Here is a 24,092-nt window from a genome sequence, read left to right on the forward strand (position 1 = left end):
CTCCCTTCAGGCGGCCAGGACGCGGTCGACGGCGTCGAGGATCCGGTCCAGGTCGGGCAGGTACTCCTCCTCGACCTTCGCCGGCGGGTACGGCAGGTTGAAGCCGCCGACCCGCTCGACCGGCGCCTCCAGCGAGTAGAAGCACCGGCTCGTCACCTGCGCGACGACCTCGGCACCGAACCCGGCGAACGTGGGGGCCTCGTGGACCACCACCGCCCGGCCGGTGCGGCGCACCGACTCCTCGATGGTCGCCACGTCCAGCGGGGAGATGGACCGCAGGTCGATCACCTCGATGTCGCGGCCCTCCTGCGCCGCGGCCTCGGCGGCGGCCACGCAGGTGGCGACAGTGCCGCCGTACGTCAGCAGCGTCACGTCGCTGCCCGGCCGTACGGTCCGGGCGCGGTCCAGCGGCAGCGGCGGCCCGGAGTCCTCCGGTGTCACCTCGCCCTTGACCCAGTAGCGGCGCTTCGGCTCGTAGAAGATGACCGGGTCGTCACCGGCGACGGCCTGCCGGATCATCCAGTGCGCGTCGTCCGGGCTGGCGCAGTAGACGACCCGCAGCCCGGCGGTGTGCGCGAAGTACGCCTCGTTCGACTCGCTGTGGTGCTCCACCGCGCCGATGCCGCCACCGACCGGGATCCGGATCACCACCGGCAGGGCGGTACGGCCGCCGGTGCGGGCCCGCATCTTGGCGAGCTGGGAGACGATCTGGTTGAACGCGGGGTACACGAAGCCGTCGAACTGGATCTCGCAGACCGGGCGGTACCCGCGCAGCGCCAGCCCGATGGCCGTGCCGACGATCCCGGACTCGGCGAGAGTGGTGTCCACCACCCGGGCCTCACCGAAGTCCTTCTGGAGACCGTCGGTGACCCGGAAGACGCCGCCGAGCCGGCCGACGTCCTCGCCCATCAGGAGGACCTTGTCGTCGTCCTTCATGGCGCGGCGCAGGCCGGAGTTCAGTGCCTGACAGAGGGTGAGCATGAACGAGTTCTCCGATCGCGGGCGGGCGTCAGTCGAGGAAGGAGGCGCGGTAGGCGACGAACGCGTCGCGCTCCTCCCGCAGGAGCTGGGGCACGTCGGCCAGCACCGTGGCGAAGGCGTCGGCGAGGTCCGGCGCCGTCAGGGCCAGGCACTCCCGGCGGGTCCGGTCGGCCAGTTCGTCCGCCTCGGCCTGGATCTCGCCGAGGAACGCCTCGTCGCTCCAGCCCTCGGCGCGCATGAGCGCCTCGACCCGGGCCAGCGGGTCCCGCGCCCGCCACGCCTCCAGCTCGTCGTCCGTGCGGTACCGGGTCGGGTCGTCGGACGTGCTGTGCCCGCCCATCCGGTACGTGGTGGCCTCGACGATCGCGGGGCCGGCGCCGGACCGGGCGTGCTCGGTCACCGCCGACGTCACCGCGTACACCGCCAGCACGTCGTTGCCGTCGACCCACTCGCTGCGCAGGCCGAAGCCGGCGCCGCGCCGGTGGATCGGGGTACGCGTCTGCGACGCCGTCGGCGTCGAGATGGCCCACTGGTTGTTCTGGCAGAAGAACACTATCGGGGCGGCGTTCACCGCGGCGATGTTCATCGCCTCGCTCGCGTCGCCCTCGCTCGCGGCCCCGTCACCGAAATACGTGACGACGACCGTGTCGCTGCCGTCGCGCTGCACCCCGAGGGCGTACCCGGTGGCGTGCAGCAGCTGGGCGGCCAGCACCAGCGTGTAGATGTGGAACGCGTACGGCTCCGGGTCCCAGCCGCTGTGCGCGACGCCGCGCCACTGACGCAGCAGGTCGGCCGGGCCGATGCCGCGCCACAGGGCCGCGGCGTGCTCCCGGTAGCTCGGGAAGACGTAGTCGTCGGCGCGTACCGCCGCTACCGAACCGATCTGGGCGGCCTCCTGGCCGCGGCACTGCAGCCACAGGCCCAGCTCACCCTGTCGCTGCAACGCGAACGCCTCGTCGTCGAGGCGGCGGGCGAGCCGCATCCCCCGGTACAGGTCGCGGGTGAGGCGGCCGAGGGCGTCACGGTCGGCGTCGACGTCCGGGTGCAGGCGCCCGTCCGGGGCGACGAGCTGGGTCCAGCCCTCGGACGTACGCGGAAGGCCGGTGGTGCCGGCGAAGGGGTTGGTGACCGGTGGGTCGGCGAGATCTACGGTAGTCATTCGTCACCTTCTGGGTGCGTCGGTCTCCGCGTCACCGGGGTCACCGGCCGTCTCGCGGATCTCGGATACGGGACCGCCCGCCGGGGTGGACCCGGCGGGCGGTGATGGGCATTGCCTCAGACCGTGTGGCGGTCGGCGAGTGTCAGCGCCTCGTCGAGGATCGCCAGGCCCGCCTTGGCCTCCGTCTCCGACACGGTGCACGGCGGCACCACGTGGATCCGGTTGAAGTTCGCGAACGCGACCAGGCCGCCCCGCTTGCATGCGGCCAGCACCTCGTTCATCTCCGGCGACGACGACCCGTACGGCGCCAGCGGCTCCTTCGACTCGCGGTCGCGTACCAGTTCCAGCGCCCAGAACACGCCGAGCCCGCGTACGTCACCGACGCTCGGGTGCCGTTCGGCCAGCTCGCGCAGTCCCGGGCCCAGCACGTCGGCGCCGATCGTGGCGGCGTTCTCGACGATCCGCTCGTTCCGCATCACGTTGATGGTGGCGACGGCGGCGGCGGTGGCCAGCGGGTGACCGGAGTAGGTCAGGCCGCCGGGGTAGGCGCGGGTGGCGAACGTCTCGGCCACGTGGTCGGCGATCACCACACCGCCGAGCGGGACGTAACCGGAGTTCACGCCCTTCGCGAAGGTGATCAGGTCGGGCACCACGCCGTAGTGGTCCAGCGCGAACCAGGCGCCGGTACGCCCGAAGCCCGCCATCACCTCGTCGGCGATGTAGAGGATGCCGTGCCTGTCGCACAGCTCCCGTACGCCCGCGAGGAAGCCCGGCGGCGGCGGCATGATGCCGGCGGTGCCCGGCACCGTCTCCAGCACGATCGCGGCGATGGTGGACGGGCCCTCCATCTCCACCACGCGTTCGAGGTGGCGCAGCGCGAGCGTGCACTCCTCCTCCTCGGTCGTGGCGCCGAACTCCGACCGGTACAGGAACGGGCCGAAGAAGTGCACGACCCCGGCGGTGCCGTTGTCGCTGGGCCAGCGGCGCGGGTCGCCGGTGAGGTTCACCGCGGTCTGGGTGCCGCCGTGGTAGCTGCGGTACTGCGACAGCACCTTCGGCCGGCCGGTGTGCAGCCGGGCCATCCGGACGGCGTGCTCGATCGCATCCGCGCCGCCGTTGGTGAAGAACACCTTCTCCAGGCCCGCCGGGGTCAGCTCGGCGATCAGCCGGGCCGCCTCGCCCCGGGCGTCGTTGGCGTACGACGGCGCGATCGTGCACAGCTTGGCGGCCTGCTCCTGGATCGCCGCGACCACCACCGGGTGCTGGTGGCCGATGTTGGTGTTGACGAGCTGCGACGAGAAGTCCAGGTAGCGGTTCCCGTCGCCGTCCCAGAAGTACGAGCCCTCGGCCCGCTCGACCACCATCGGGTCGAGCAGCGACTGGGCGGACCAGGAGTGGAAGACGTGGGCCCGGTCGAGTTCGTAGGTGCGGCGTGCGCTGCTGCTCATCGGCGTTCTCTCTCCGCTGCTCAGACGTTCTCGGGGAAGCCGAGGTTGATGCCGCCGTGGCTGGGGTCGAGCCACCGGGAGGTGACGACCTTGCCGCGGGTGAAGAAGTGCACGCCCTCGGCGCCGTGGGCGTGCGAGTCGCCGAAGAGGCTGTCCTTCCAGCCACCGAAGGAGTAGTAGGCCATTGGCACCGGGATCGGCACGTTGACGCCGACCATGCCGACCTCGACCTCGTTCTGGTAGCGGCGGGCCGCACCGCCGTCGTTGGTGAAGATGGCCGTGCCGTTGCCGTACCGGTTGGCGTTCACCAGCGCGAGCGCCTCGTCGTAGCTGCCGACGCGCACCACGGAGAGCACCGGCCCGAAGATCTCGTCGGTGTAGACGCTCATCTCCGGCGACACCCGGTCCAGCAGGCTCGGGCCGAGCCAGAACCCGGACTCGTCGCCGTCGACCCGCACCTCGCGGCCGTCCACCACCAGCTCCGCGCCGGCCTCGACACCAGCGTCGAGGTACGACGCGACGCGGTCGCGGTGCTCCCGGGTGACCAGCGGGCCCATGTCGCAGGAGCGCCGGCCGTCACCGACCTTCAGCGTGGCGATCCGCTCGCGGATCCGGGCCACCAGGTCGTCTGCGACGGGCTCGACGACCACCAGGGCCGAGATCGCCATGCACCGCTCGCCGGCCGAGCCGAACCCGGCGTTCACCGCCGCGTCGGCCGCCAGGTCGAGGTCGGCGTCCGGCAGCACCACCATGTGGTTCTTCGCGCCGCCGAGGGCCTGGACGCGCTTGCCGTTGCGGGTGCCGGTCTCGTACACGTACCGGGCGATCGGCGTGGAACCGACGAACGACACCGCCTTGACCTCGGGGTGCTCCAGCAGCCGGTCCACGGCGACCTTGTCGCCGTGCACGACGTTGAACACGCCGGCGGGCAGGCCGGCCTGCTCCCACAGCCGGGCCACGAGCAGCGACGCGGACGGGTCCTTCTCGCTGGGCTTGAGCACGACGGCGTTGCCCGCCGCGATGGCGATGGGCACGAACCACATCGGGACCATCACCGGGAAGTTGAAGGGGGAGATCACGGCGCAGACGCCGACCGGCTGCCGGATGGAGTAGACGTCCACGTTCGTGGAGACGCCCTCCGAGTAGCCGCCCTTGAGCAGGTGCGGGATGCCGCACGCGAACTCGACGACCTCCAGGCCCCGGGTGACCTCGCCGAGGGCGTCGGAGACGACCTTGCCGTGCTCGGCCGTGATCAGCTCGGCCAGCTCCTGCTTGTGCTGGTTGACCAGCTCCCGGAACGCGAACAGCACCTGCGTGCGCTTGGTCAGCGACGAGTTCCGCCAGGAGGCGAACGCGGCGGCGGCGGAGGCGACGGCCTGGTCCACCTCGTCGACCGAGGCCAGCGGCACCTCGGTCCGGACCGCGCCCAGCGCCGGATCGTAGACTGGGGCCGTACGCTCGGTGACGCCGGCGAACGGCTTGCCGTCGATCCAGTGGGTCACCCGCTCCAGCGGGACGGGAGCGGGCACGGTGCCGGGTGCTGTCTGGGTCATGCCCGGGATCATCTGCGCTTCCCCAGGTCGGGGCAATGGGCACTGTGTCGTTCCCGTCCGCGGGAAGCGCACATACTGTGCGCCGAGGAGAGGGGGAGACGCTCCGATGCCCATGACGGTCCGCGACGTGCTCGAACTGCCGGCGTTGCAGCAGGCCGGGCCGCGCGTCCTGGCGGGCCGGGACCGGCTGGACGCGCCGGTGCGCTGGGTGCACGTCGCCGAGATCCCCGAGATCGCCGACCTGCTCCGGGGCGGCGAGCTGGTGCTGACGACCGGTATCGGCCTGCCCCCTGACGACGACGGCCTGCGCCGGTGGATCGACGGCCTGGCGGCGGTCGGGGTGGCGGGTGTGGTGGTCGAGTTGGGCCGCCGGTTCGGTGGCACCCTGCCGGCCGGGCTGGTCGAGCACGCCCGCAGCCGGAACCTGCCCCTCATCGCGCTGCGGCGCGAGATGCGTTTCGTCGCCGTCACCGAGGTCGTCCACTCCGTGATCGTCGAGGAGCAGACGGCCGACCTGCTCGCGAAGGACGAGATCCACCGCATCTTCACCGAGCTGTCGGTGGAGGGCGCCGAGCCCCGGCAGGTGCTCCGCGAGGTCACCCGCCTGTCCCGGCGTCCCGCCGTGCTGGAGAACCTCGCCCATCACGTGCTGGCGTACGAGACCGGCCCGCTCACCGCCGAGGAACTGCTCGACCGCTGGGAGACCCGCTCCCGCGCGGTCGAGGTCCCGTCCGGCACCGGCTACGAGCCGCGCTCGGGCTGGCTGGTGACGAGCGTCGAGGCGCGCGGCAACCGGTGGGGGCGGCTCGTGCTGCTGTGCGAGCAGGAGCCGCCGGCCCGGACCCGGGTGCTGCTGGAGCGCGCCGCGTCCACCATCGCGCTGAACCAGCTCGTGGCCCGGGACTCGTCGTCTGTCGAACGGCAGGCGCGCAGCAGCCTGCTGCTGAGCATCGTCAACCACTCGGCGCCCACCCGGGACGTGGCGCTGCGGGCGCGCGGGCTCGGTGTCGTCCTGGAGCAGCGACTGCTGCTCGGCGTCGTGGTCCGGCGGCGGCGTCCGGCCCCGGCCGGCGGCGCCGGCCCGAACGCGCCCCGGCGGGAACTGCTGGACGCGGTGGAGACGGCGGTACGCGAGTGCGGGCTCGCCGCGCTGGTCGGTGACGTGGACGAGGCGGCCGGTGGCACCGGCGTCACGCTCCTCGTCGCGCTCGACGAGACCGGCTCCGACGAAGCGGCGCTGCACGGCCTGTCCACCGCGCTCACCCGGGCGGGGCACCGGGCCGGCTCGGACGTCGTCGTCGCCGCCGGATCGGTGGTCCGGACGCTCGACCTGGCCCGGCGTTCGCTTGTCGAAGCGGCGCAGGTGGCCGACGCCACGGTGCACACCGCCGAGCCCCGCCCGTTCTACCGGCTCGGCGACGTCCGCCTGCGGGGCCTGCTGTACCTGCTCCGCGACGACGTGCGCCTGCAGACGTTCGTCGAGCGCGAGCTGGGCCCGCTGCTCTCCTACGACCAGCGGCACGGCACGAACCACGTCGCGCTGCTGGAGACGTACCTCGTGGAGGGCCGCAACAAGCGGCGCGCGGCGGACGCGATGTCGCTGTCGCGATCCGCGCTCTACCAGCGGCTGGAGTTGATCGAGCGGGTGCTCGGCGTAGACCTGGACTCGAGCGAGCGGCGCCTGTCGCTGCACGTGGCGCTCACCGCCCGGGACGTCATGCGCGCCGGCGGCCCGGAGCCCACCGGCTGATCGTCACCTGTGGGTGCCGCGGCCCGACCGGAGGCGCCGCGCGCCGTCGCGGGTCGGCGCGCTGTGCACGCTGACGCTGACCACCGGTACGGCGTTCGCGACGCTCTTGCGGACCGTCTCCATCGGCGCCGTGCCGGGGGTGCACTCGACGATCATCACCGCGGACCGGTCGGGGCACTGCACGTACTGGACGTGTGAGACGGCGACCCGGCGGGAGTGCAGCACGGAGAGCACCTTGAGCAGGCCGGTCGTGGAGTGGCCCACGCCGAGGTGGATCACCATCGTGGTCGGCGTGCCGTGGTTGGCGGCGGGCTCGGCGTGCGGTCGGCCGGGGGCGGGCCGGGGATGGTCGACGGTGGCGGGGGTGGATGCGGACACGCTCACGGGGGCCTCTCAAGGACGAGCCGACAGGATCTCGTGGCCGGCGACGCACGCGGAGGCGTACGCCGCCTAGGTAATCAGCCGGGTCGCGATTCGATTGCCCACGGCCGGAGTCTGGCACGGGAACCGGGCCTCCGGGAGGTCGCGCCGGGCAGTCGTCCGCCACGTGAGACAGGGCCCTGACCTGCGGATCGACGGTGATGGGTCGTCCGGTGGGACCGGCCGCCGGGTTACCGGCCGGTACGCGAGCCCTTAAGGATCGTTCAGGATCCCGCTCTACACTCGGACTCGGGACGACGACTTGAGAAGGAGCTCCGCGCATGGACGCTGACGAGATCGCCGCCGGTCGGGCCCGCTGGCAGGCCCGCTACGACGCCGCCCGCAAGCGCGACGCGGACTTCACCACGCTGTCCGGAATGCCGGTCGAGCCGGTGTACGGCCCGCCGGAGGACACCGCGTACCCCGGGTTCGAGCGGATCGGCTGGCCGGGCGAGTTCCCGTACACCAGGGGTCTGTATCCGACCGGCTACCGCGGGCGGACCTGGACCATCAGGCAGTTCGCCGGCTTCGGCAACGCCCGGCAGACCAACGAGCGCTACAAGATGATCCTCGGCGCGGGCGGCGGCGGTCTCTCCGTCGCCTTCGACATGCCGACGCTGATGGGCCGCGACTCGGACGACCCGCAGTCCCTCGGCGAGGTCGGCCACTGTGGTGTCGCCGTGGACTCGGCCGCCGACATGGAGGTGCTGTTCGACGGCATCGACCTGGCCGGCGTGACCACCTCGATGACCATCTCCGGCCCGGCCGTGCCGGTCTTCTGCATGTACCTGGTCGCCGCCGAGCGGCAGGGCGCCGACCTGTCCACGCTGGACGGCACACTCCAGACGGACATCTTCAAGGAGTACATCGCGCAGAAGGAGTGGCTGTTCGACCCCGAGCCGCACCTGCGCCTCATCGGCGACCTGATGGAGTACTGCGCCCGGGAGATCCCCCGGTACAAGCCGCTGTCGGTCTCCGGCTACCACATCCGCGAGGCCGGCTCGACCGCCGCGCAGGAGCTGGCGTACACGCTGGCCGACGGGTTCGGGTACGTCGAGCTGGGCCTGTCGCGCGGGCTGGACGTGAACACGTTCGCCCCCGGCCTGAGCTTCTTCTTCGACTCGCATGTGGACTTCTTCGAGGAGATCGCCAAGTTCCGCGCCGCCCGCCGGATCTGGGCCCGCTGGCTGCGCGACGTGTACGGCGCGACCAGCGAGAAGGCGCAGTGGCTGCGGTTCCACACGCAGACCGCCGGTGTGTCGCTGACCGCGCAGCAGCCGGTGAACAACGTGGTCCGTACCGCCGTGGAGGCCCTGGCGGCGGTGCTCGGCGGCACCAACTCGCTGCACACAAACGCCCTCGACGAGACGCTCGCCCTGCCCACCGACGAGTCGGCCGAGATCGCCCTGCGGACCCAGCAGGTGCTGATGGAGGAGACCGGGGTGACGAACGTGGCCGACCCGCTCGGCGGGTCCTGGTACGTCGAGGCGCTCACCGACCGGATCGAGGCCGAGGCGGAGGAGATCTTCGCCCGGATCAAGCAGCTCGGCGGGGAGGGCCCGCACACCATCGGCCCGATGACCTCCGGCATCCTGCGCGGCATCGAGGACGGCTGGTTCACCGGGCACATCGCCGAGTCGGCGTTCGTCTACCAGCAGGCGCTGGAGAAGGGCGACAAGAAGATCGTCGGCGTCAACTGCCACACCGGCACCGTCGCCAAGGACCTGGAGATCCTGCGCATCTCGCACGAGGTGGAGCTGGAGCAGCGCCGGGTGCTGACCGAGCGCAAGTCGGCCCGCGACGACGCCGCCGTCACCGCCGCCGTGGCGCGGATGGTCGAGGTGGCGCGGACCGGCGAGAACATGATCCCCGCCATGCTCGACGCGGTCCGCGCCGAGGCCACCCTCGGCGAGATCTGCGACGCGCTCCGCGCCGAGTGGGGCGTCTACCGCGAGCCCGCCCGCTTCTGACCCCCGCTCTGCAAGGAAGGGCCCCTTGTTGACAGCAGCTGTTAACAAGGGGCCCTTCCTTGCGGGCGGGCTGAGCTGGGGGAGAGTGGTGACTGTCGCCGTCGCGGCTGGTCGGAGATCCGTCGCGTACGTGCGAGACTAGACAACCATGAGCGACCCACGGATCACCTCGTCGATCTTCACCCGCGGCGCGGTCGACCTCAGCGCGCTGCGCACCCCCGCACCGGCCGACACCTCCACCGCCACACCGTCTCCGGGCGGCACACCCGCCGGGCTGCCGGGCAGCCCCGCCGGGTCCGCCGCCGTGATCGACGTGACCGAGGCGAACATCCAGTCCGAGGTGCTCGAACGCTCGCTCACCACACCGGTCGTGGTCTTCTTCGGCGCCGCCGGCTACCCGGAGAGCGACCAGTTCGCCCCGGTGCTGGAGAAGCTGGCCGCCGAGGGCGGCGGAGCGTGGCTGCTGGCCCGGGTCGACGTGCAGCACCAGCCGCGGCTCGCGCAGATGTTCCAGCTGCAGGCGCTGCCCACCACGTACGCCATCGTCGGCGGACGCCCGATCGACGCCTTCCCCGGCCCGGTGCCGGAGTCGCAGTTGCGACAGTGGCTCCAGGCGGTGCTCAAGGCCGGCGGCGTCACAGTCGCCGAGCCGGAGGACCCGCGCCTCGACGCCGCCGACGACGCGCTGATGAGCGGCGACCTCGACGCGGCCGAGGCGGCGTACCGGAAGATCCTCGCCGAGTCGCCCGGGGACGCGGCGGCGGAGGCGGGCCTGGCGCAGGTCGGGCTGGCCCGCCGGGTCGCCGGCGCGGACCCGCAGGGCGCGCTCGACGCCGCGGCCGCCGCCCCCGACGACGTCGACGCCCAGCTGCTGGCCGCCGACATCGAGGTGCTCAGCGGCCTCGCCGACCAGGCGTACAAGCGGCTCGTCGGCCTGGTCCGGCGCACCGCCGGAGACGACCGGGACCGGGTACGCCAGCACCTGCTCGGCCTGTTCACCATCGCCGGCCCGGACGACCCGGCCGTGGCCTCCGCCCGACGCGCCCTGGCCAGCGCACTGTTCTGAGTCAACCCGCGCGGGCCGGCGCACCGCCGGCCCGCCCGACCGCCGAGGACGGGAGCCCATGATGCGCCGGATCGCCGTCCTCGACGCGCCGACGAACCTCGGACTGCGCCCGCCGACCGCCAGCTCCGTCCCCGGCTGCGCCAAGGCGCCTGGTGCGCTGCGCGACCACGGCCTGCTCGCCCGGCTGCGGGCACGCGACGCCGGCTGCCTCACCCCGCCCCGGTACGACCCGGGGGACTGGCGACCCGGCGACGGCGTCTGCCACGCGCCGGAGATCTCCGCGTACTCGCTGGCGCTCGCCGACCGGATCGGCGCGATCATCGACCGGGGCGAGTTCCCGCTGGTGCTCGGCGGGGACTGCTCGGTGCTGCTCGGCTCGGCGCTGGCCATGCACCGCCTCGGCGAGGCGGTCGGCGGGCGGATCGGGCTGGTCTTCGTCGACGGCCACTCCGACTTCCGGCACCCGGGCAACGCCTCCTACGTCGGTGCGGCGGCCGGGGAGGACCTGGCCCTGGTCACCGGCCGGGGCCAGCCCGACCTGGCCGCTATCGAAGGGCGACGGCCCTACTTCCGGGACATCGACGTGGTGGTGCTCGGCATCCGCGCGCAGGACGAGTACCGCCTCGACCTCCAGGCCGCCGGCATCACCACCCGGCCGGTGCCGGCGCTGCGCGCCGAGGGCGCGGCCCGGACCGCCCAGTGGGCGCACGAGCAGCTCGTCGACTGCGCCGGCTACTGGGTGCACATCGACGTGGACGTGCTCGACCCGGCGGTCATGCCCGCCGTGGACGCGCCCGACCCGGGCGGCATCGCCTTCGCCGAGCTGGAGATCCTGCTCGCCGGGCTGGTCGACACCCCGCACTGCCTCGGCGTCGAGCTGACCGTCTTCGACCCCGACTACGACCCGGACGGGGCGTACGCGGCGGAGATCGTGAACACGGTGGTGGCCGGGCTCGCCCCGGTCGTCGCGCCCGGTGCCGTGCCGCCCCGGCTGCTGCCGGCCGGGCCGGTCGCACCGGCCCCCCGCACCGACAGCCGCCGGGCCGAGCCGGTGGCGGTGACCGTGCCGGTGCCCGCCGTCGCGACGGACCCGATCGGCCCGCCCGCCGCCGTCGACGGGCTCGACGAACGCGCGTCGGCGGATGCCGAGGAGCCACCGCCGTGGCCCGGCCCGGAGGATCGGCTACCGCCCGTCGGTCCCGGTCTGCTCCGCCGCGTGGCGGTGCCCGACGCGGACGTGCCGCCGGTCGAGGAGGCGCCGTCGGTCGCCGACGGCACCCCCTGAGCAGCCGGTCACGTCATGGCCGGGTCGTCGCGGTCCGCCGACGGGCCGGGCTCCGGCGGGGTGGGCGACCGAGGCAGGTCCACGGGAGGCGTGCCCCCGGAGCCCGGCTCGGCGCCGGTCGCGGCCAGCACGTCCAGCACGACCCGGGTGAGCAGCGTGGCCAGCGCCAGCAGCACGCAGATCGTCACGCCGGCACGCAGCACCCGACCGTGCGGCAGCACCTCGGCCAGCACCAGCACGGCCAGTGCCGTCCCGGTCACGATGACGCTCACGATGAACAGGGAGTACGCGCGCACCCGGGGCCGGGTCCAGAACAGGACACCGCCCGGATCGTCGCGCCGGAGCCGGCGGTTCTGCGCCCGCAGGCGATCCAGGAACCGGGACTCCCAGATCAGCGCGAGCAACACCACCGGGAGTACCTGGGCGGCGGTCGCATAGAGGTCGGGGAACACCGAGGCCCCCTCCACTGTGGTCGGAGCCGTTGTGGTCAGAGCCGTATCATCCAGCACTCCGGCATCGACGCGGATCGCACGAATGGTCGAACCACGTCGATGTGAGCGCGGTCAGCCGGCCAGCCCGCGCAGGAACCGCTCGGCGATCGGCGCCGCGACCTTCGAGCCCGCCCCGCCCTGTTCCACGAAGACGGCGAAGGCCACGTCGCCCTGCCAGCCGACGAACCAGGCGTGCGTGTGCGCCGGGTTGTTGTCGTACTCCGCGGTGCCGGTCTTGCCGTGCACCGGCTCGCCCGGGACGTCCGCGAGCACGCTGCCGCTGCCCGATGTGACCACCCCGCGCATCATCGTCTTCAGCGCCGCCACCGACTCCGGCTTGAGCGCCTCGCCGGCCGGCGCGGGCTTGGCCGGCGCCGGGTCGAGCAGCAGCTTGGGCTGCTCGAACTTGCCCCGGGCCACCGCCGCGGTGGCGCTCGCCATCGTCAGCGGGCTGACCAGCGTGGTGCCCTGCCCGATCGCGGCGGCGGCCTGCTCGGTGGCCGGGCCGTTGGCGGAGATCTTGCCGGTGAACGCGTCGGTGCCCAGATCCCACTCGGCCTCCAGGCCGAGCGACCGGCCCGCCTGCGCGAGCCCGTCCGGGCCGAGCTTCGGCGCCAGCGCCACGAACGCGGTGTTGCAGGACTTGGCGAAGTCGGTGGCGAACGGCACCGCGCCCAGCTCGAAGTTGTCCGAGTTCTTGAAGACCCGGCCCTCGACGGTCGCCGTCTTCGGGCAGTTCACAGTCGTCTGCGGGGTCACCGCACCGCGGTCGAGCAGGCCGAGCGCGCTGACCATCTTGAACGTCGAACCCGGCGGAACCTGGGCGGTGAAGGCGAGGTTCTCGCCCGCCGCGCCCGGACCGTTCGCGGCGGCCAGCACCGCGCCGTCGCTGATCCGCACGGCGACCAGGGCGGAGCGGCGGGTCTGCCCGCGCAACGCGGCGTCGGCGGCGTTCTGGGTGGCCGCGTCGATCGTCGTCTTCACCGGCTGACCGGGCTTCGGGTCGCTGCGGAACAGCTCCGTGCCGGTCGGCTCCACCTTGCCGTCCGGGGTGGTCCGTTCGGTGATCACGGTGACGCCGGGGGTGCCGCGCAGCCGTTCGTCGTACCGGCCCTGGAGGCCGCCGTGGCCGACCAGGTCGCCGCGCGCGTACCGGTCGGGGTGGGCCTGGAGGTCGTCGGCGGTGGCCTGGTCGACCGAGCCGAGCAGCGCCCGGGCGAACTCGCGGGTCGGCGCCAGCATGAGCTGCTCGGAGACGAACCGGGTGCCGGCCAGGTCGTAGATGCGCGGCTTGATCTGCCGGTACGCCTCGTCGCGCAGCGTCACCACCTCGACGAGCCCGTCCGCCTTCGCCTCCTTGAGCCGCTTGGGCAGGTCGCCGAGGTCGACCGGCGGGGTGAGCGCGGGCCGGATCGCCTTGAACGCGGTGTCCAGCTTCCGGACCATGCCCGGTACGTCGTCGATCTCGCCGGGGACGAGCTGCACCCGGACCACCGGGCGGGGCGCGACGATCGGCTGACCGGCGGCGTCCAGCACACCGGCGCGCTGCGCCGGCTCCCGCCGCAGCGCGATCCGGTCCCCGCTCTCCAGCTTCTCGTGCACCACCGACGGCTCCCAGACCACCTGCCACTGGTCGTCGCCGCCGCGCTTGAGGCGTACCGGATTCTCGTAGGCCCAGGTGCCGCCGCCGGGCAGCGCCCAGCTCACCTTGACGCGCGCGGTGGCGACGTCGCCCTTGGTGGTGATCTCCCCGGTGCGGGCCAGCTCCGGCGGGTTGGCCGCGAGCGCGCCGGCGAGCGCCTGGATCTGCTTGGTCACCTCACCGGCGGGCACCCGCCCGCCGGCCGGCTCGACGAAGCCGACCGCCTGCAGGTCGCCGGAGCGCCAGCCGCCGAGGAACGCCTCCACGGCCGTCTCCGGGCCGTCGTCTCCGGAGCATCCGGTCAGCGCACCGGCTGTGACCAGGACTGCGGCCAGCGCGGCGAGGGCACGGTGACGGGTGTGGCGGCGGGGGCGGACGGGGTACGACACGGGCATGAAGCGGTCCCTCCGGTGCTCAACTGCCCTGCACGCTAGTACGACGCGGCGCTCGCCACCGCCCCGCCACGGCCTCCGGGAGCGCGAGAAGCAGCGTGTGGCAGTGTGATGAACATCGCCAGTCGGGGTACTCCGCGATCGGCCGACCACGAACCCGCAACGGGTGAAAGGACAGAGTCCCGATCCGGACGTCCGGCCGGTGGTCCGCCGCGGGAGGTACCGCGCGGTAGGGCCTAGGCTGGGCGGCAGAGTGACCCACAACGCGGTGGGTCGAGGGGAGTGGCACCGATGGACCGGCGTCCGGCGATCAAACCGGGACCCGACCTCCGGCAGGCTGACACCGGCCGGGACGACGACAGCTTCGATTCGGCGACCGACGGGGACGGTTTCAGCCGTCTCGACACAGGAGTGACCGGGATGACCGGTTCCAGCATCGACACCCTCTACGACCTGGGCCTGCCTGCGCAGGCACTGGCCGACGAGTCGGAGGACGCCGAGCTGGACGAGCCCGTTCCCAACGCGGAGCGGCTGGTCGCCCAGGCGGTCGCACTCGCCGGCGACGACCACGACGCGGCCACGCTGGTGGACCGCTTCTGGCGGTTCGCGCCGGACGAGGAGCTGATCGGCTTCACCGCCGAGGAGATGCTGGAGGCGGCCCGGGCCCACCGGGACCTGGCCCAGCAGCGGGTGCCGGGCGAGCTGAAGCTCCGCATCCACGAGCCGGACGCCGAACAGCACCACACGGTCGTCGAGATCGTCACCGACGACATGCCGTTCCTCGTCGACTCGGTGACCGCCCTGCTGAACTCCCGCCACCTCGACGTGCACCTGCTGGTGCACCCGCTGGTCGTGGTGCGGCGCGAGCCGCTCGGCCGGCTCACCGAGGTCTCCGCCGACGTGGAACCGGACGACGCCATCGCCGGTGACCTGGTCGAGAGCTGGATGCGGATCGAGATCGACCCGGTCCGTGACCCGGCCGAGCGGGAGGCGCTGCGCCGCGAGTTGCAGCGGGTGCTCACCGACGTGCGCGAGGCGGTCGAGGACTGGCCGAAGATGCGGCAGCGGGCCCTCGCGCTCGCCGACGAACTGGCCGCCGCCCGGACGTCGGACAATCGCCCGCCGGTGCCGGAGAAGGACATCACCGACTCGGTGGAGCTGCTGCGCTGGCTGGCGCACGACCACTTCACGTTCCTCGGCTACCGCGAGTACCGCCTGGTGCACACCGACGGGGCGCGCGGCGGGCAGGCCCTGGAGGCGGTGCTCGGCACCGGGCTGGGCATCCTGCGCTCCGACTCGCCGGAGGCCCGGTCGCTGAACTCGATGACGCCCGAGGCGCACGAGAAGGTGTTGGAGAAGCGCCTGCTCATCATCACCAAGGCCAACTCGCGGGCCACCGTGCACCGCTCGGCGTACCTCGACTACATCGGCTTCAAGATCTTCAACGAGGCCGGCGAGGTGGTCGGGGAACGGCGCTTCCTCGGCCTGTTCTCCACCGCGGCGTACCGGACCAGCGTGCAGGAGCTGCCGGTGGTCCGGCGCAAGGTCGCCGAGGTGCTGGACCGCTCGGGCCTGAGCCTGCGCAGCCACTCCGGCAAGGACCTGTTGCAGATCCTGGAGACCTACCCGCGCGACGAGCTGTTCCAGATCAAGACCGACGACCTCTACCACGCGGTGATCGGCGTGCTGCGGATGGCGGGCCGCCGGCAGCTGCGGGTGTTCCTGCGCCGCGACGCGTACGGGCGGTTCATCTCCTGCCTGATCTACCTGCCGCGGGACCGGTTCACCACGCAGAACCGGCTCCGCATGCAGGACATCCTGCTGCGCGAGCTGAACGGCGTCGGCGTCGACTACACCACCCGGGTGACCGAGTCGATGCTCGCGCGGGTGCACTTCATCGTGCGTACCGACCCGAACAACCCGCCCGGTGACATCGACGCCGACCTGCTCGCCGAGGAGCTGGCCGACGCGACCCGGCTCTGGGACGACGACTACCGGCTGGTGCTGGAGCGCAAGCTCGGCGACGAGCAGGCCAAGCACCTGTTCGCCAGGTACGCCGACGCCTTCCCGGAGGGCTACAAGGACGGGCACACGCCGTACGAGGCGATGAAGGATCTGGCGAAGCTGGAGCTGCTGGAGGAGCCCGGCCAGCTGGAGATGCACCTGTTCCGCAAGCAGGCGCCGCCGCGTCCGTACGCCGGGCGCGCTGCCGACGCCGACGAGGCGATGGACGTGCGGTTCAAGGTCTACCGGTACGGCGAGCCGATGATGCTCTCCGCCGTGCTGCCGGTGCTGCACTCGCTCGGCGTGAAGGTGGTCGACGAGCACCCGTACGAGGTGGAGCGCGTCGACGGCCGGATCTGGCTCTACGACTTCGGTCTGGAGCTGCCCGAGCGGCACCAGGACCTGGCCGAGGTACGTCCGCACGTGGAGAACGCCTTCGCCGCCGCCTGGCGGGGCGAGGCCGAGGTGGACGGCTTCAACGAGCTGGTGCTGCGCGCCGGGCTCACCTGGCGGCAGGTCGTCGTGCTGCGCGCGTACGCGAAGTACCTGCGGCAGGCCGGCACCGTGTTCTCCCAGGAGTACATGGAGCAGACGTTCATCGCGTACCCGCAGATCGCCGAACTGCTGGTGAAGCTGTTCGAGACCCGGTTCGCCCCGGGCGCGACCACGCTCGACGAGCGCCGGCAGCGCAGCGGTGAGCTGGTCGACGCGATCGGCGAGGCGCTGGACGAGGTGGCCAGCCTCGACCAGGACCGCATCCTGCGGGCCTACCTGACGCTGATCCAGGCCACGCTGCGCACCAGCTTCTACCAGAAGCCGGTGGGCGGGCGACCCAAGGCGTACGTGGCGTTCAAGCTGGACCCGCAGGCCATCCCGGACCTGCCGGCGCCGCGACCCAAGTTCGAGATCTTCGTCTACTCGCCCCGGTTCGAGGGCGTGCACCTGCGCTACGGGCCGGTGGCCCGCGGCGGCCTGCGCTGGTCCGACCGGCGCGAGGACTTCCGGACCGAGGTGCTCGGCCTGGTCAAGGCGCAGATGGTGAAGAACGCGGTGATCGTGCCGGTCGGCGCCAAGGGCGGCTTCGTGCTCAAGCAGAAGCCGGGCGACCGGGACGAGGCGGTGATCTGCTACAAGGAGTTCATCTCCGCCCTGCTGGACGTCACCGACAACATCGTCAGCGGCGAGATCGTGCCGCCCGACGACGTGGTCCGGCACGACGGCGACGACCCGTACATGGTGGTGGCCGCCGACAAGGGCACGGCGACGTTCTCCGACATCGCCAACGAGATCTCCGAGGCGCACAGCTTCTGGCTCGGCGACGCGTTCGCCTCCGGCGGCTCGGCGGGCTACGACCACAAGAAGATGGGCATCACCGCCCGGGGCGCCTGGGAGTCGGTCAAGCGGCACTTCCGGGAGCTGGGCCACGACACCCAGACGCAGGACTTCACGGTGGTCGGCGTCGGCGACATGTCCGGCGACGTGTTCGGCAACGGGATGCTGCTGTCGAAGCACATCCGGCTGGTGGCCGCGTTCGACCACAGGCACATCTTCCTGGACCCGGACCCGGACTCGGCCCGGTCCTGGGAGGAACGCAAGCGGCTGTTCGACATGCCGCGCTCGTCGTGGGAGGACTACGACCGCGAGCTGATCTCCGCCGGCGGCGGCGTCTATTCGCGTACGGCGAAGTCGGTGCCGATCTCGCCGCAGGTCCGCGCGGTGCTCGGCCTCGACGACGACGTCACCCAGATCAGCCCGCAGGAGCTGATGAAGGCGATCCTCACCGCGCCGGTCGACCTGTTCTGGAACGGCGGCATCGGCACCTACGTCAAGGCGTCCAGCCAGACCAGCGCCGAGGTGGGGGACAAGTCCAACGACGCCATCCGGGTGGACGGCAAGAGCCTGCGCTGCCGGGTGGTCGGCGAGGGCGGCAACCTGGGCTTCACCCAGCAGGGCCGGATCGAGTACGCCTCGACCGGCGGCCGCATCTACACCGACTTCATCGACAACGCGGCCGGTGTGGACTGCTCCGACCACGAGGTCAACATCAAGATCCTGCTCAACACGGCGGTGGCCGACGGCGAGCTGGACCGGCCGGAGCGCGACGAGCTGCTGGCCCAGATGACCGACGAGGTCGCCGAGCTGGTGCTGCGGGACAACTACGACCAGGCGCGGGCACTGAACAACGCCCAGGCCCAGGCCGCCTCGCTGCTCCCGGTGCACCGGCGGATGATCAACGAGCTGGAGCGGTCCGGCGCGCTGAACCGGTCGCTGGAGGCGTTGCCGTCGGACGAGGAACTGGCGGTCCGCACCGAGAGCGGCCTGACCGCGCCGGAGTTCGCGGTGCTGCTCGCGTACGTCAAGATCGTGTTGGAGCGCGAGATCGTCGGCGAGGGCCTGGCGGACGAGGAGTGGACGACCGAGGTTCTGGTCAACTACTTCCCGACCCCGCTGCGGAAGCGCTTCGCCGACCGGATGGGCCGGCACCGCCTGCGCCGGGACATCGTCACCACGGTCCTGGTCAACGAGGCGATCAACCGGGGCGGCATCTCGTTCGTCTTCCGGGTGGTCGAGGAGACGGCCGCGTCCGCGGCGGACGTGCTCCGCGCGTACGTGGTGGTCCGCGAGGTGTTCGGCCTGCGCGACCTCTGGGACGCGGTCGAGGCGCTGGACAACAAGGTCTCGCCCGAGTTGCAGACGGCCGTCTACCTGGACACCCGGCGGCTCCTCGACCGCGCGGTGCGCTGGCTGGTCACCAACCGGCGCTCGCCGATCGACGTGCCGGCGGAGATCGCCCGGCTGCGTGACGGTGTGGCCCGGCTCCTGCCGGACCTGGAGCACCGGTTCTGGGGCACCGAGCGGGAGGCCATCGCGGCGCACATCGAGTCGCTGGTCGGCCGCGGGCTGCCGCGTGACCTGGCCGAGCAGGCGACCCGCCTGATGTACAGCTTCGGCCTGCTGGACATCGTCGAGACGGCGCAGGGCACCGGGCGGGACGTGAGCGAGGTGGCCTCGGTCTACTTCGTGCTCTCCGACCGGTTCCGGGTGGACGCGCTGCTGTCGAAGATCTCCCTGCTGCCCCGCGAGGACAGGTGGCAGACCCTGGCCCGGATGGCGCTGCGCTACGACCTGTACGCCGCGCTGGCCGCGCTCACCGCGGAGGTGCTCGGGTCGACGCCGGAGGACGTACCGCCGGTCGAGCGGGTGCAGGCGTGGGAGCAGGCGAACGCCACCTCGATCCACCGGGCGCACCGGGCGATGGGGGAGTTCGACGAGTCCCGCGCCGACCTGTCCGCGCTGTCGGTGCTGCTGCGCCAGATCCGTACCCTGGTCCGGACGTCGGCGGCGGCCTGACGCCGCACGCACGAGTGGCCCGGCGGTCGGTTCCCCGACCACCGGGCCACCGCCGTTCCCGGCCTCAGCCGGTCATCTCGGCGTAGACGACGATGTTGTTCAGGTAGCTGCCGGCCGTCTTGTCGAACACCCCGCCGCAGGTCACCACGCGTAGGGCGGGCGTGGCCGACGGCCCGTAGACCTGCGCGGCGGGAAAGGCGGTCTTCGGGTACGACCCCACCTCCCGCACCGCGAACGTGGCGGGCCTGCCGTCCTGCCGGGCGACCACGATCGTGTCGCCGGGCACCAGCGCGCCGAGGTTGAAGAACACCGCCGGGCCGAGCTGGGCGGAGTCGACGTGACCCACGATCACCGCGTTGCCGGCCTCGCCCGGGCTGGCGCCGGGGGAGTACCAGCCGGCCTTCATGGCCTGGTCCAGCGGGGGCACCTGGACCGTGCCGTCCGGATTCGTGCCGAGCGACATGATCGGGGCCTGCACCCCGATGCGGGGGATCGAGATGGTGACCGGCGCGGACCGGGGCAGCGGGGCCGCTCCGGTGGCACCCGTCGCGGCCGGGGCGCCCGGGGTGGCGGGCCCGGCCGGCACGCCCGGCGTCGCCTGGCCGGTGGCGCCCGCAGTCGGTTGCCCGTCGCCGCCGGGTACGGGCTGGGCGGAGGCGTCCGGTGTCACCCGCCCTCCGGCGTCCGGGTCGGTGTAGACGGTGCCCGGATCGATCTGTGGCTCCGTGGTGACCGGGCCCGCCTGCGAGATCGGCTGCGGCGGGGCGGGTGGCGGTACGGTGCGGACCGACGCGCCGACCAGCCCGGCCCCGGCCATGGCGAGCAGGACGACGACGGCCGTGCCGACGGCACGCCACGGACTTCCGTGACGGCCGCCGGCCCGGGTCGTCGTCCGGTCAGACCAGGCCACCGGCCCGCCGCCGGCGCAGCAGCACCAGGCCGCCCAGCGCCGCGGCACCGATCATGCCGGCGCCACCGGTGGCGAGGTTGCGGTCCACGCCGGTGGTCGTCATGCCGCCGTCGCCACCGTCGACCCCGCCGCGCGGCAGGACGACCAGCTCGCCCTCACCGCAGGAGCCCCGCAGCTCGTAGCGGCCCGGCCGGGCGTCGTGCGAGACGGTGGCCTCGCCGTAGTAGACGAAGTCCTTCCCGTGCTCCCAGCCGTCCTTGTCGTAGTCGCGCTCGGCGTCCTTGCCGTAGTCGCCCTTCTCGTCCTGCCAGGCGCCTCCGCTCGCCTGCCAGTCGTCCTTGCCGCCCTGCCACGAGCCGTGCTCGTCCTTGCCGTAGTCGCGCTCGGCGTCCTTGCCGTACTCGCCCTTGGCGTCCTTGCCGTGCTCGTCCTTGCCGTGCCGCTCCTTGCCGTCGGGGCCGTGCGCGTCCTTGGTCCAGTCGGGCTCGCCCCGCTTCTCCTTCTCCCAGCCCGGCTCGGCGTCCTGGCCGTACTCGTCGTGCCCCTGCCAGTCCCCGGGCTCGACGGCCGCGCCGGCACCCGCACCGCCCGGCTGCGGCTGTCCTTCCGGCTGGCCGCCCGGCTGGGGCTGGTTCGCCGGAGGCTGCGGCATCCCGTCGCCGCCCGGACCGTTCCCGCCCGGACCGTTCCCGCCCGGACCGTTGCCGCCCGGACCGTTGCCGCCGGGGCCCTTGTCGTCCCAGCCCGGCTCGCCGCGGCCGTCCGGACCCTTGCCGTGCTCGTCCTTGCCGTCCGGGCCCTTGCCGTGCTCGTCCTTGCCGTCCGGGCCCTTGCCGTGCTCGTCCTTGCCGTCCGGGCCCTTGCCGTGCTCGTCCTTGCCCTCCGGGCCCTTGTCGTCCCAGCCCCAGTCCTTGTCACCGCCCCAGTCGCCGCCGCGGTCGGTCCGGTCGCCGTGCTCGCCGTCCCGGGCCGGGTGCAGGTCGACCTTGCCGGTCACCTTCGACCAGACGGTGGCGTGCTTCTGCGGCTCGGAGCAGATCGCGAGCAGTTCGACGGTGTCCCCCGCCTTCACCACGTGCGGCTTGGCGATGACCTTGCTGTCGTCGTGCCCGCCCGCGTAGGCCATCCCCGGGGTGAACGCGAGAAGGCCCGCCCCGCCGAGAGCGGCGCCCGCGACCACCTTCCCGAGCATCTTCTTAGCCATGACCAGCGTCTCCATCCCTGTTCGTCCTGAGCCCGACGTCAGTCGCGCTAAGGCCGACGTTAGACCTTTTCGCGAGTTATTCGGGGAAAGATTCGCTTTTAGGAGTTTGTCGAGATCAGGCGTGTCCGCGCTGTCCCAGACCCGCCGCGCCGATCGGCCCCACTTCGGTCGCCGTCGTCGCCGCTTCGCCCGTCGTGCCCCGGCGTCGCGGAGGTGCGCGCCGTGGGTGGAACGTCACGGGTGTCATCGGGCCGTTCTGACACCCATGGCGTTCCATCGAGCCGGGCGGGTCGTAGCGGACGGGGTTGGTGGGACGGGCGGGGCGGGTGCGGGCCGGCGGTAGGGTGGGCGGCGAGCGCATCGAACCATTGCCATGGAAGCGCTCCCATGCAAGAATCGCTGCACGCGGTTCGGGGAGCCACACCGCGAGCTCAGACGTCGAGGGCAACCGGCACCGCCGGACGACGTCCGGCTCCATCGGCCGGTCCTGCGGACCGGTCGGCACCACCACCCCCACAACGCCCGTCCGGGTCGGGCGTCCCCCGAAGAAACCCGTGGCGCGCACGGTCGTTTCCACGACCGCCGCCGCCATTTGCGCCGGGCCGTACGCGGATCCGGTCTCGCCCAAGGAGATCAGTGGCATGAATCTGTGGAGAAGGCTGTCCGGCCGGAGCCGGACGCTCGCGCTCACCAGCGCCGGCGTCCTGGTAGCCGGTGGACTGGTGACCCTCCCGGTCACCGCGGCGCAGGCCGCCACCCAGTGCAGCGTGACCTACACGACCAGCGACTGGCCCGGTGGTTTCACCGGCAACGTGACCATCAGGAACATCGGTGACGCGCTCAGCTCGTGGAACCTCGGCTTCACCTTCCCGAACAGCTCGCAGCGCGTGGTGAACGGCTGGTCCGCGAGGTGGTCCCAGAGCGGGCAGAACGTCACCGCGCAGAACGAGTCGTACAACGGGTCGCTCGCCAGCGGCGCCAGCACCACCATCGGCTTCAACGGCTCCTGGAGCGGCAGCAACCCCAAGCCGACCCAGTTCACGCTCAACGGCACTGTGTGCAACGGCGGCACGCCGACCACCAGCACCCCGCCGACGAGCACGCCGCCGACCAGCACGCCGCCCACGAGCACGCCGCCGACGTCGACCCCGCCGACCTCGACGCCGCCGACCAGCCCGCCGCCGCCCGGGCAGCGGGTCGACAACCCGTACGCCGGTGTGAAGGGGTACGTGAACCCCGAGTGGAAGGCCAAGGCCGAGTCGGTGTCCGGCGGCAACCGGGTGTCGAACAACCCGACCGCCGTCTGGATCGACCGGATCGCCGCCATCAACGGCACGCCGGACAGCAGCTCCAACGGCGCGATGGGCGTCCGTGACCACCTGGACGCCGCGGTCGCCCAGGGTGCCGGCTACATCCAGTTCGTCATCTACAACCTGCCCGGCCGGGACTGCTCCGCGCTCGCCTCGAACGGTGAGCTGGGCCCGGACGAGCTGCCCCGCTACAAGGCCGAGTACATCGACCCGATCGCCGCGATCCAGGGCGACTCGAAGTACCGGAACCTGCGCATCGTCAACATCATCGAGATCGACTCGCTGCCCAACCTGGTGACCAACACCTCGGGCAACGCGGGCGGCACGGTCATGTGTGACACGGTGAAGGCCAACGGCGCGTACGTGAACGGTGTCGGCTACGCCCTGGCGAAGCTGGGCGCGATCGGCAACGTCTACAACTACATCGACGCCGCCCACCACGGCTGGATCGGCTGGGACAGCAACTTCGGCCCGGTCGCCGACCAGCTCAAGGCCGCCGCTGTGGCCTCCGGCAGCACCGTCGCCAACGTGCAGGGCTTCATCGTCAACACGGCGAACTACTCCGCGCTGAGGGAGCCGTACGTCAAGATCACCGACACGGTGAACGGCCAGACCGTCCGGCAGTCCAAGTGGGCCGACTGGAACCAGTACCTCGACGAGCTGTCGTTCGCCCAGGCGTTCCGGCAGAAGCTGGTCTCGATCGGCTTCGACAGCAACATCGGCATGCTGATCGACACCTCCCGCAACGGTTGGGGCGGCGCCGCCCGGCCGACCGGCCCCGGCCCGTCGACCAGCGTGGACGCGTACGTCGACGGCGGCCGGGTCGACCGCCGCTTCCACACCGGCAACTGGTGCAACCAGGCCGGCGCGGGTCTCGGCGAGCGGCCGCAGGCCAACCCGGAGCCCGGGATCGACGCCTACGTCTGGGTGAAGCCCCCGGGTGAGTCGGACGGCTCCAGCAAGGAGATCCCGAACAACGAGGGCAAGGGCTTCGACCGGATGTGCGACCCGACCTACACCGGCAACGCCCGCAACGGCAACAACATGTCCGGTGCCCTGCCGGACGCGCCGATCTCCGGCGCCTGGTTCGCGGCCCAGTTCCAGCAGCTCATGCAGAACGCGTACCCGCCGCTCTCCTGAGCCGCGGTGAGGGCCA

Annotated in this window: 15 protein-coding genes; 6 read left to right on the forward strand and 9 right to left on the reverse strand. The window is 72.4% G+C overall.

Annotated elements, in window-relative coordinates; translation table 11 throughout:
• Nucleotides 1–6: 6 nt before the first annotated feature.
• The 4 genes from O7604_RS14985 to O7604_RS15000 form a co-directional block, all read right to left on the reverse strand.
• Nucleotides 7–981 carry an alpha-ketoacid dehydrogenase subunit beta gene (locus O7604_RS14985; protein WP_281579908.1) on the reverse strand — a complete coding sequence of 325 codons (975 nt, stop codon included), beginning with the start codon at nt 979–981 and terminating at the stop codon, nt 7–9.
• A gap of 28 nt (nt 982–1,009) precedes the next feature.
• Nucleotides 1,010–2,140: a thiamine pyrophosphate-dependent enzyme gene (locus tag O7604_RS14990; protein ID WP_281579909.1), complete on the reverse strand. Its 1,131-nt coding sequence runs from the start codon at nt 2,138–2,140 to the stop codon at nt 1,010–1,012.
• 116 nt (nt 2,141–2,256) lie between these two features.
• The gene (locus tag O7604_RS14995; protein ID WP_281579910.1) at nt 2,257–3,588 is read right to left on the reverse strand and encodes an aspartate aminotransferase family protein; all 1,332 of its coding nucleotides are present in this window, start codon (nt 3,586–3,588) and stop codon (nt 2,257–2,259) included.
• A 20-nt stretch (nt 3,589–3,608) separates the two neighbouring features.
• Complete coding sequence (locus O7604_RS15000) at nt 3,609–5,099, reverse strand: CoA-acylating methylmalonate-semialdehyde dehydrogenase (RefSeq protein WP_269707012.1); 1,491 nt, start codon at nt 5,097–5,099, stop codon at nt 3,609–3,611.
• A 148-nt stretch (nt 5,100–5,247) separates the two neighbouring features.
• Here O7604_RS15000 and O7604_RS15005 point away from each other — a divergent pair, with 148 nt between their 5' ends.
• On the forward strand, nt 5,248–6,891 hold the full coding sequence (locus tag O7604_RS15005; RefSeq protein ID WP_281579911.1) for a PucR family transcriptional regulator ligand-binding domain-containing protein: 1,644 nt from the start codon (nt 5,248–5,250) through the stop codon (nt 6,889–6,891).
• A 3-nt stretch (nt 6,892–6,894) separates the two neighbouring features.
• On the opposite strand, the gene O7604_RS15010 is transcribed toward O7604_RS15005, so the two are convergent.
• On the reverse strand, nt 6,895–7,275 hold the full coding sequence (locus O7604_RS15010; RefSeq protein ID WP_281579912.1) for a hypothetical protein: 381 nt from the start codon (nt 7,273–7,275) through the stop codon (nt 6,895–6,897).
• Between the two features lie 317 nt (nt 7,276–7,592).
• Here O7604_RS15010 and O7604_RS15015 point away from each other — a divergent pair, with 317 nt between their 5' ends.
• The 3 genes from O7604_RS15015 to O7604_RS15025 all read left to right on the forward strand — a co-directional run bounded on the left by O7604_RS15015 (nt 7,593) and on the right by O7604_RS15025 (nt 11,632).
• Nucleotides 7,593–9,281: a methylmalonyl-CoA mutase family protein gene (locus tag O7604_RS15015; RefSeq protein ID WP_269704407.1), complete on the forward strand. Its 1,689-nt coding sequence runs from the start codon at nt 7,593–7,595 to the stop codon at nt 9,279–9,281.
• 148 nt (nt 9,282–9,429) lie between these two features.
• Entirely contained in the window at nt 9,430–10,347 is a 918-nt protein-coding gene (locus O7604_RS15020; protein WP_281579913.1) for a tetratricopeptide repeat protein, read from the forward strand.
• A gap of 58 nt (nt 10,348–10,405) precedes the next feature.
• Nucleotides 10,406–11,632 carry an arginase family protein gene (locus O7604_RS15025; protein WP_269704409.1) on the forward strand — a complete coding sequence of 409 codons (1,227 nt, stop codon included), beginning with the start codon at nt 10,406–10,408 and terminating at the stop codon, nt 11,630–11,632.
• A gap of 8 nt (nt 11,633–11,640) precedes the next feature.
• Here the strand turns inward: O7604_RS15025 and O7604_RS15030 are convergent, their stop codons facing one another.
• Together O7604_RS15030 and O7604_RS15035 are read right to left on the reverse strand one after the other, a co-directional pair.
• Nucleotides 11,641–12,084 carry a hypothetical protein gene (locus tag O7604_RS15030; protein WP_269704410.1) on the reverse strand — a complete coding sequence of 148 codons (444 nt, stop codon included), beginning with the start codon at nt 12,082–12,084 and terminating at the stop codon, nt 11,641–11,643.
• A 111-nt stretch (nt 12,085–12,195) separates the two neighbouring features.
• Nucleotides 12,196–14,160 carry a penicillin-binding transpeptidase domain-containing protein gene (locus O7604_RS15035; protein ID WP_269704411.1) on the reverse strand — a complete coding sequence of 655 codons (1,965 nt, stop codon included), beginning with the start codon at nt 14,158–14,160 and terminating at the stop codon, nt 12,196–12,198.
• 288 nt (nt 14,161–14,448) lie between these two features.
• Here O7604_RS15035 and O7604_RS15040 point away from each other — a divergent pair, with 288 nt between their 5' ends.
• Nucleotides 14,449–19,512 (forward strand): NAD-glutamate dehydrogenase, encoded by a 5,064-nt coding sequence (locus tag O7604_RS15040; RefSeq protein WP_269704412.1) that lies wholly within the window; start codon nt 14,449–14,451, stop codon nt 19,510–19,512.
• 64 nt (nt 19,513–19,576) lie between these two features.
• Here O7604_RS15040 and O7604_RS15045 read toward each other — a convergent pair whose 3' ends face one another.
• Nucleotides 19,577–20,422: a class F sortase gene (locus O7604_RS15045; RefSeq protein WP_281579914.1), complete on the reverse strand. Its 846-nt coding sequence runs from the start codon at nt 20,420–20,422 to the stop codon at nt 19,577–19,579.
• On the reverse strand, nt 20,409–21,641 hold the full coding sequence (locus tag O7604_RS15050; protein ID WP_281579915.1) for a hypothetical protein: 1,233 nt from the start codon (nt 21,639–21,641) through the stop codon (nt 20,409–20,411). Before O7604_RS15050 ends, O7604_RS15045 begins: the two co-directional genes overlap by 14 nt.
• Before the next feature lie 626 nt (nt 21,642–22,267).
• On the opposite strand from O7604_RS15050, the gene O7604_RS15055 reads away from it, so the two are divergent.
• Entirely contained in the window at nt 22,268–24,076 is a 1,809-nt protein-coding gene (locus O7604_RS15055) for a glycoside hydrolase family 6 protein (RefSeq protein WP_269704415.1), read from the forward strand.
• Nucleotides 24,077–24,092: the final 16 nt, after the last annotated feature.

Source organism: Micromonospora sp. WMMA1947, assembly GCF_027497355.1.
Classification (GTDB): domain Bacteria; phylum Actinomycetota; class Actinomycetes; order Mycobacteriales; family Micromonosporaceae; genus Micromonospora.

Excerpts from the sequence above, each read along its gene's own strand:
- O7604_RS14985 (WP_281579908.1), bottom strand. The coding sequence starts at position 981 with ATGCTCACCCTCTGTCAGGCACTGAACTCCGGCCTGCGCCGCGCCATG.
- O7604_RS14990 (WP_281579909.1), bottom strand. The coding sequence starts at position 2,140 with ATGACTACCGTAGATCTCGCCGACCCACCGGTCACCAACCCCTTCGCC.
- O7604_RS14995 (WP_281579910.1), bottom strand. The coding sequence starts at position 3,588 with ATGAGCAGCAGCGCACGCCGCACCTACGAACTCGACCGGGCCCACGTC.
- O7604_RS15005 (WP_281579911.1), top strand. The coding sequence starts at position 5,248 with ATGCCCATGACGGTCCGCGACGTGCTCGAACTGCCGGCGTTGCAGCAG.
- O7604_RS15015 (WP_269704407.1), top strand. The coding sequence starts at position 7,593 with ATGGACGCTGACGAGATCGCCGCCGGTCGGGCCCGCTGGCAGGCCCGC.
- O7604_RS15020 (WP_281579913.1), top strand. The coding sequence starts at position 9,430 with ATGAGCGACCCACGGATCACCTCGTCGATCTTCACCCGCGGCGCGGTC.
- O7604_RS15025 (WP_269704409.1), top strand. The coding sequence starts at position 10,406 with ATGATGCGCCGGATCGCCGTCCTCGACGCGCCGACGAACCTCGGACTG.
- O7604_RS15035 (WP_269704411.1), bottom strand. The coding sequence starts at position 14,160 with ATGCCCGTGTCGTACCCCGTCCGCCCCCGCCGCCACACCCGTCACCGT.
- O7604_RS15040 (WP_269704412.1), top strand. The coding sequence starts at position 14,449 with ATGGACCGGCGTCCGGCGATCAAACCGGGACCCGACCTCCGGCAGGCT.
- O7604_RS15050 (WP_281579915.1), bottom strand. The coding sequence starts at position 21,641 with ATGGAGACGCTGGTCATGGCTAAGAAGATGCTCGGGAAGGTGGTCGCG.
- O7604_RS15055 (WP_269704415.1), top strand. The coding sequence starts at position 22,268 with ATGAATCTGTGGAGAAGGCTGTCCGGCCGGAGCCGGACGCTCGCGCTC.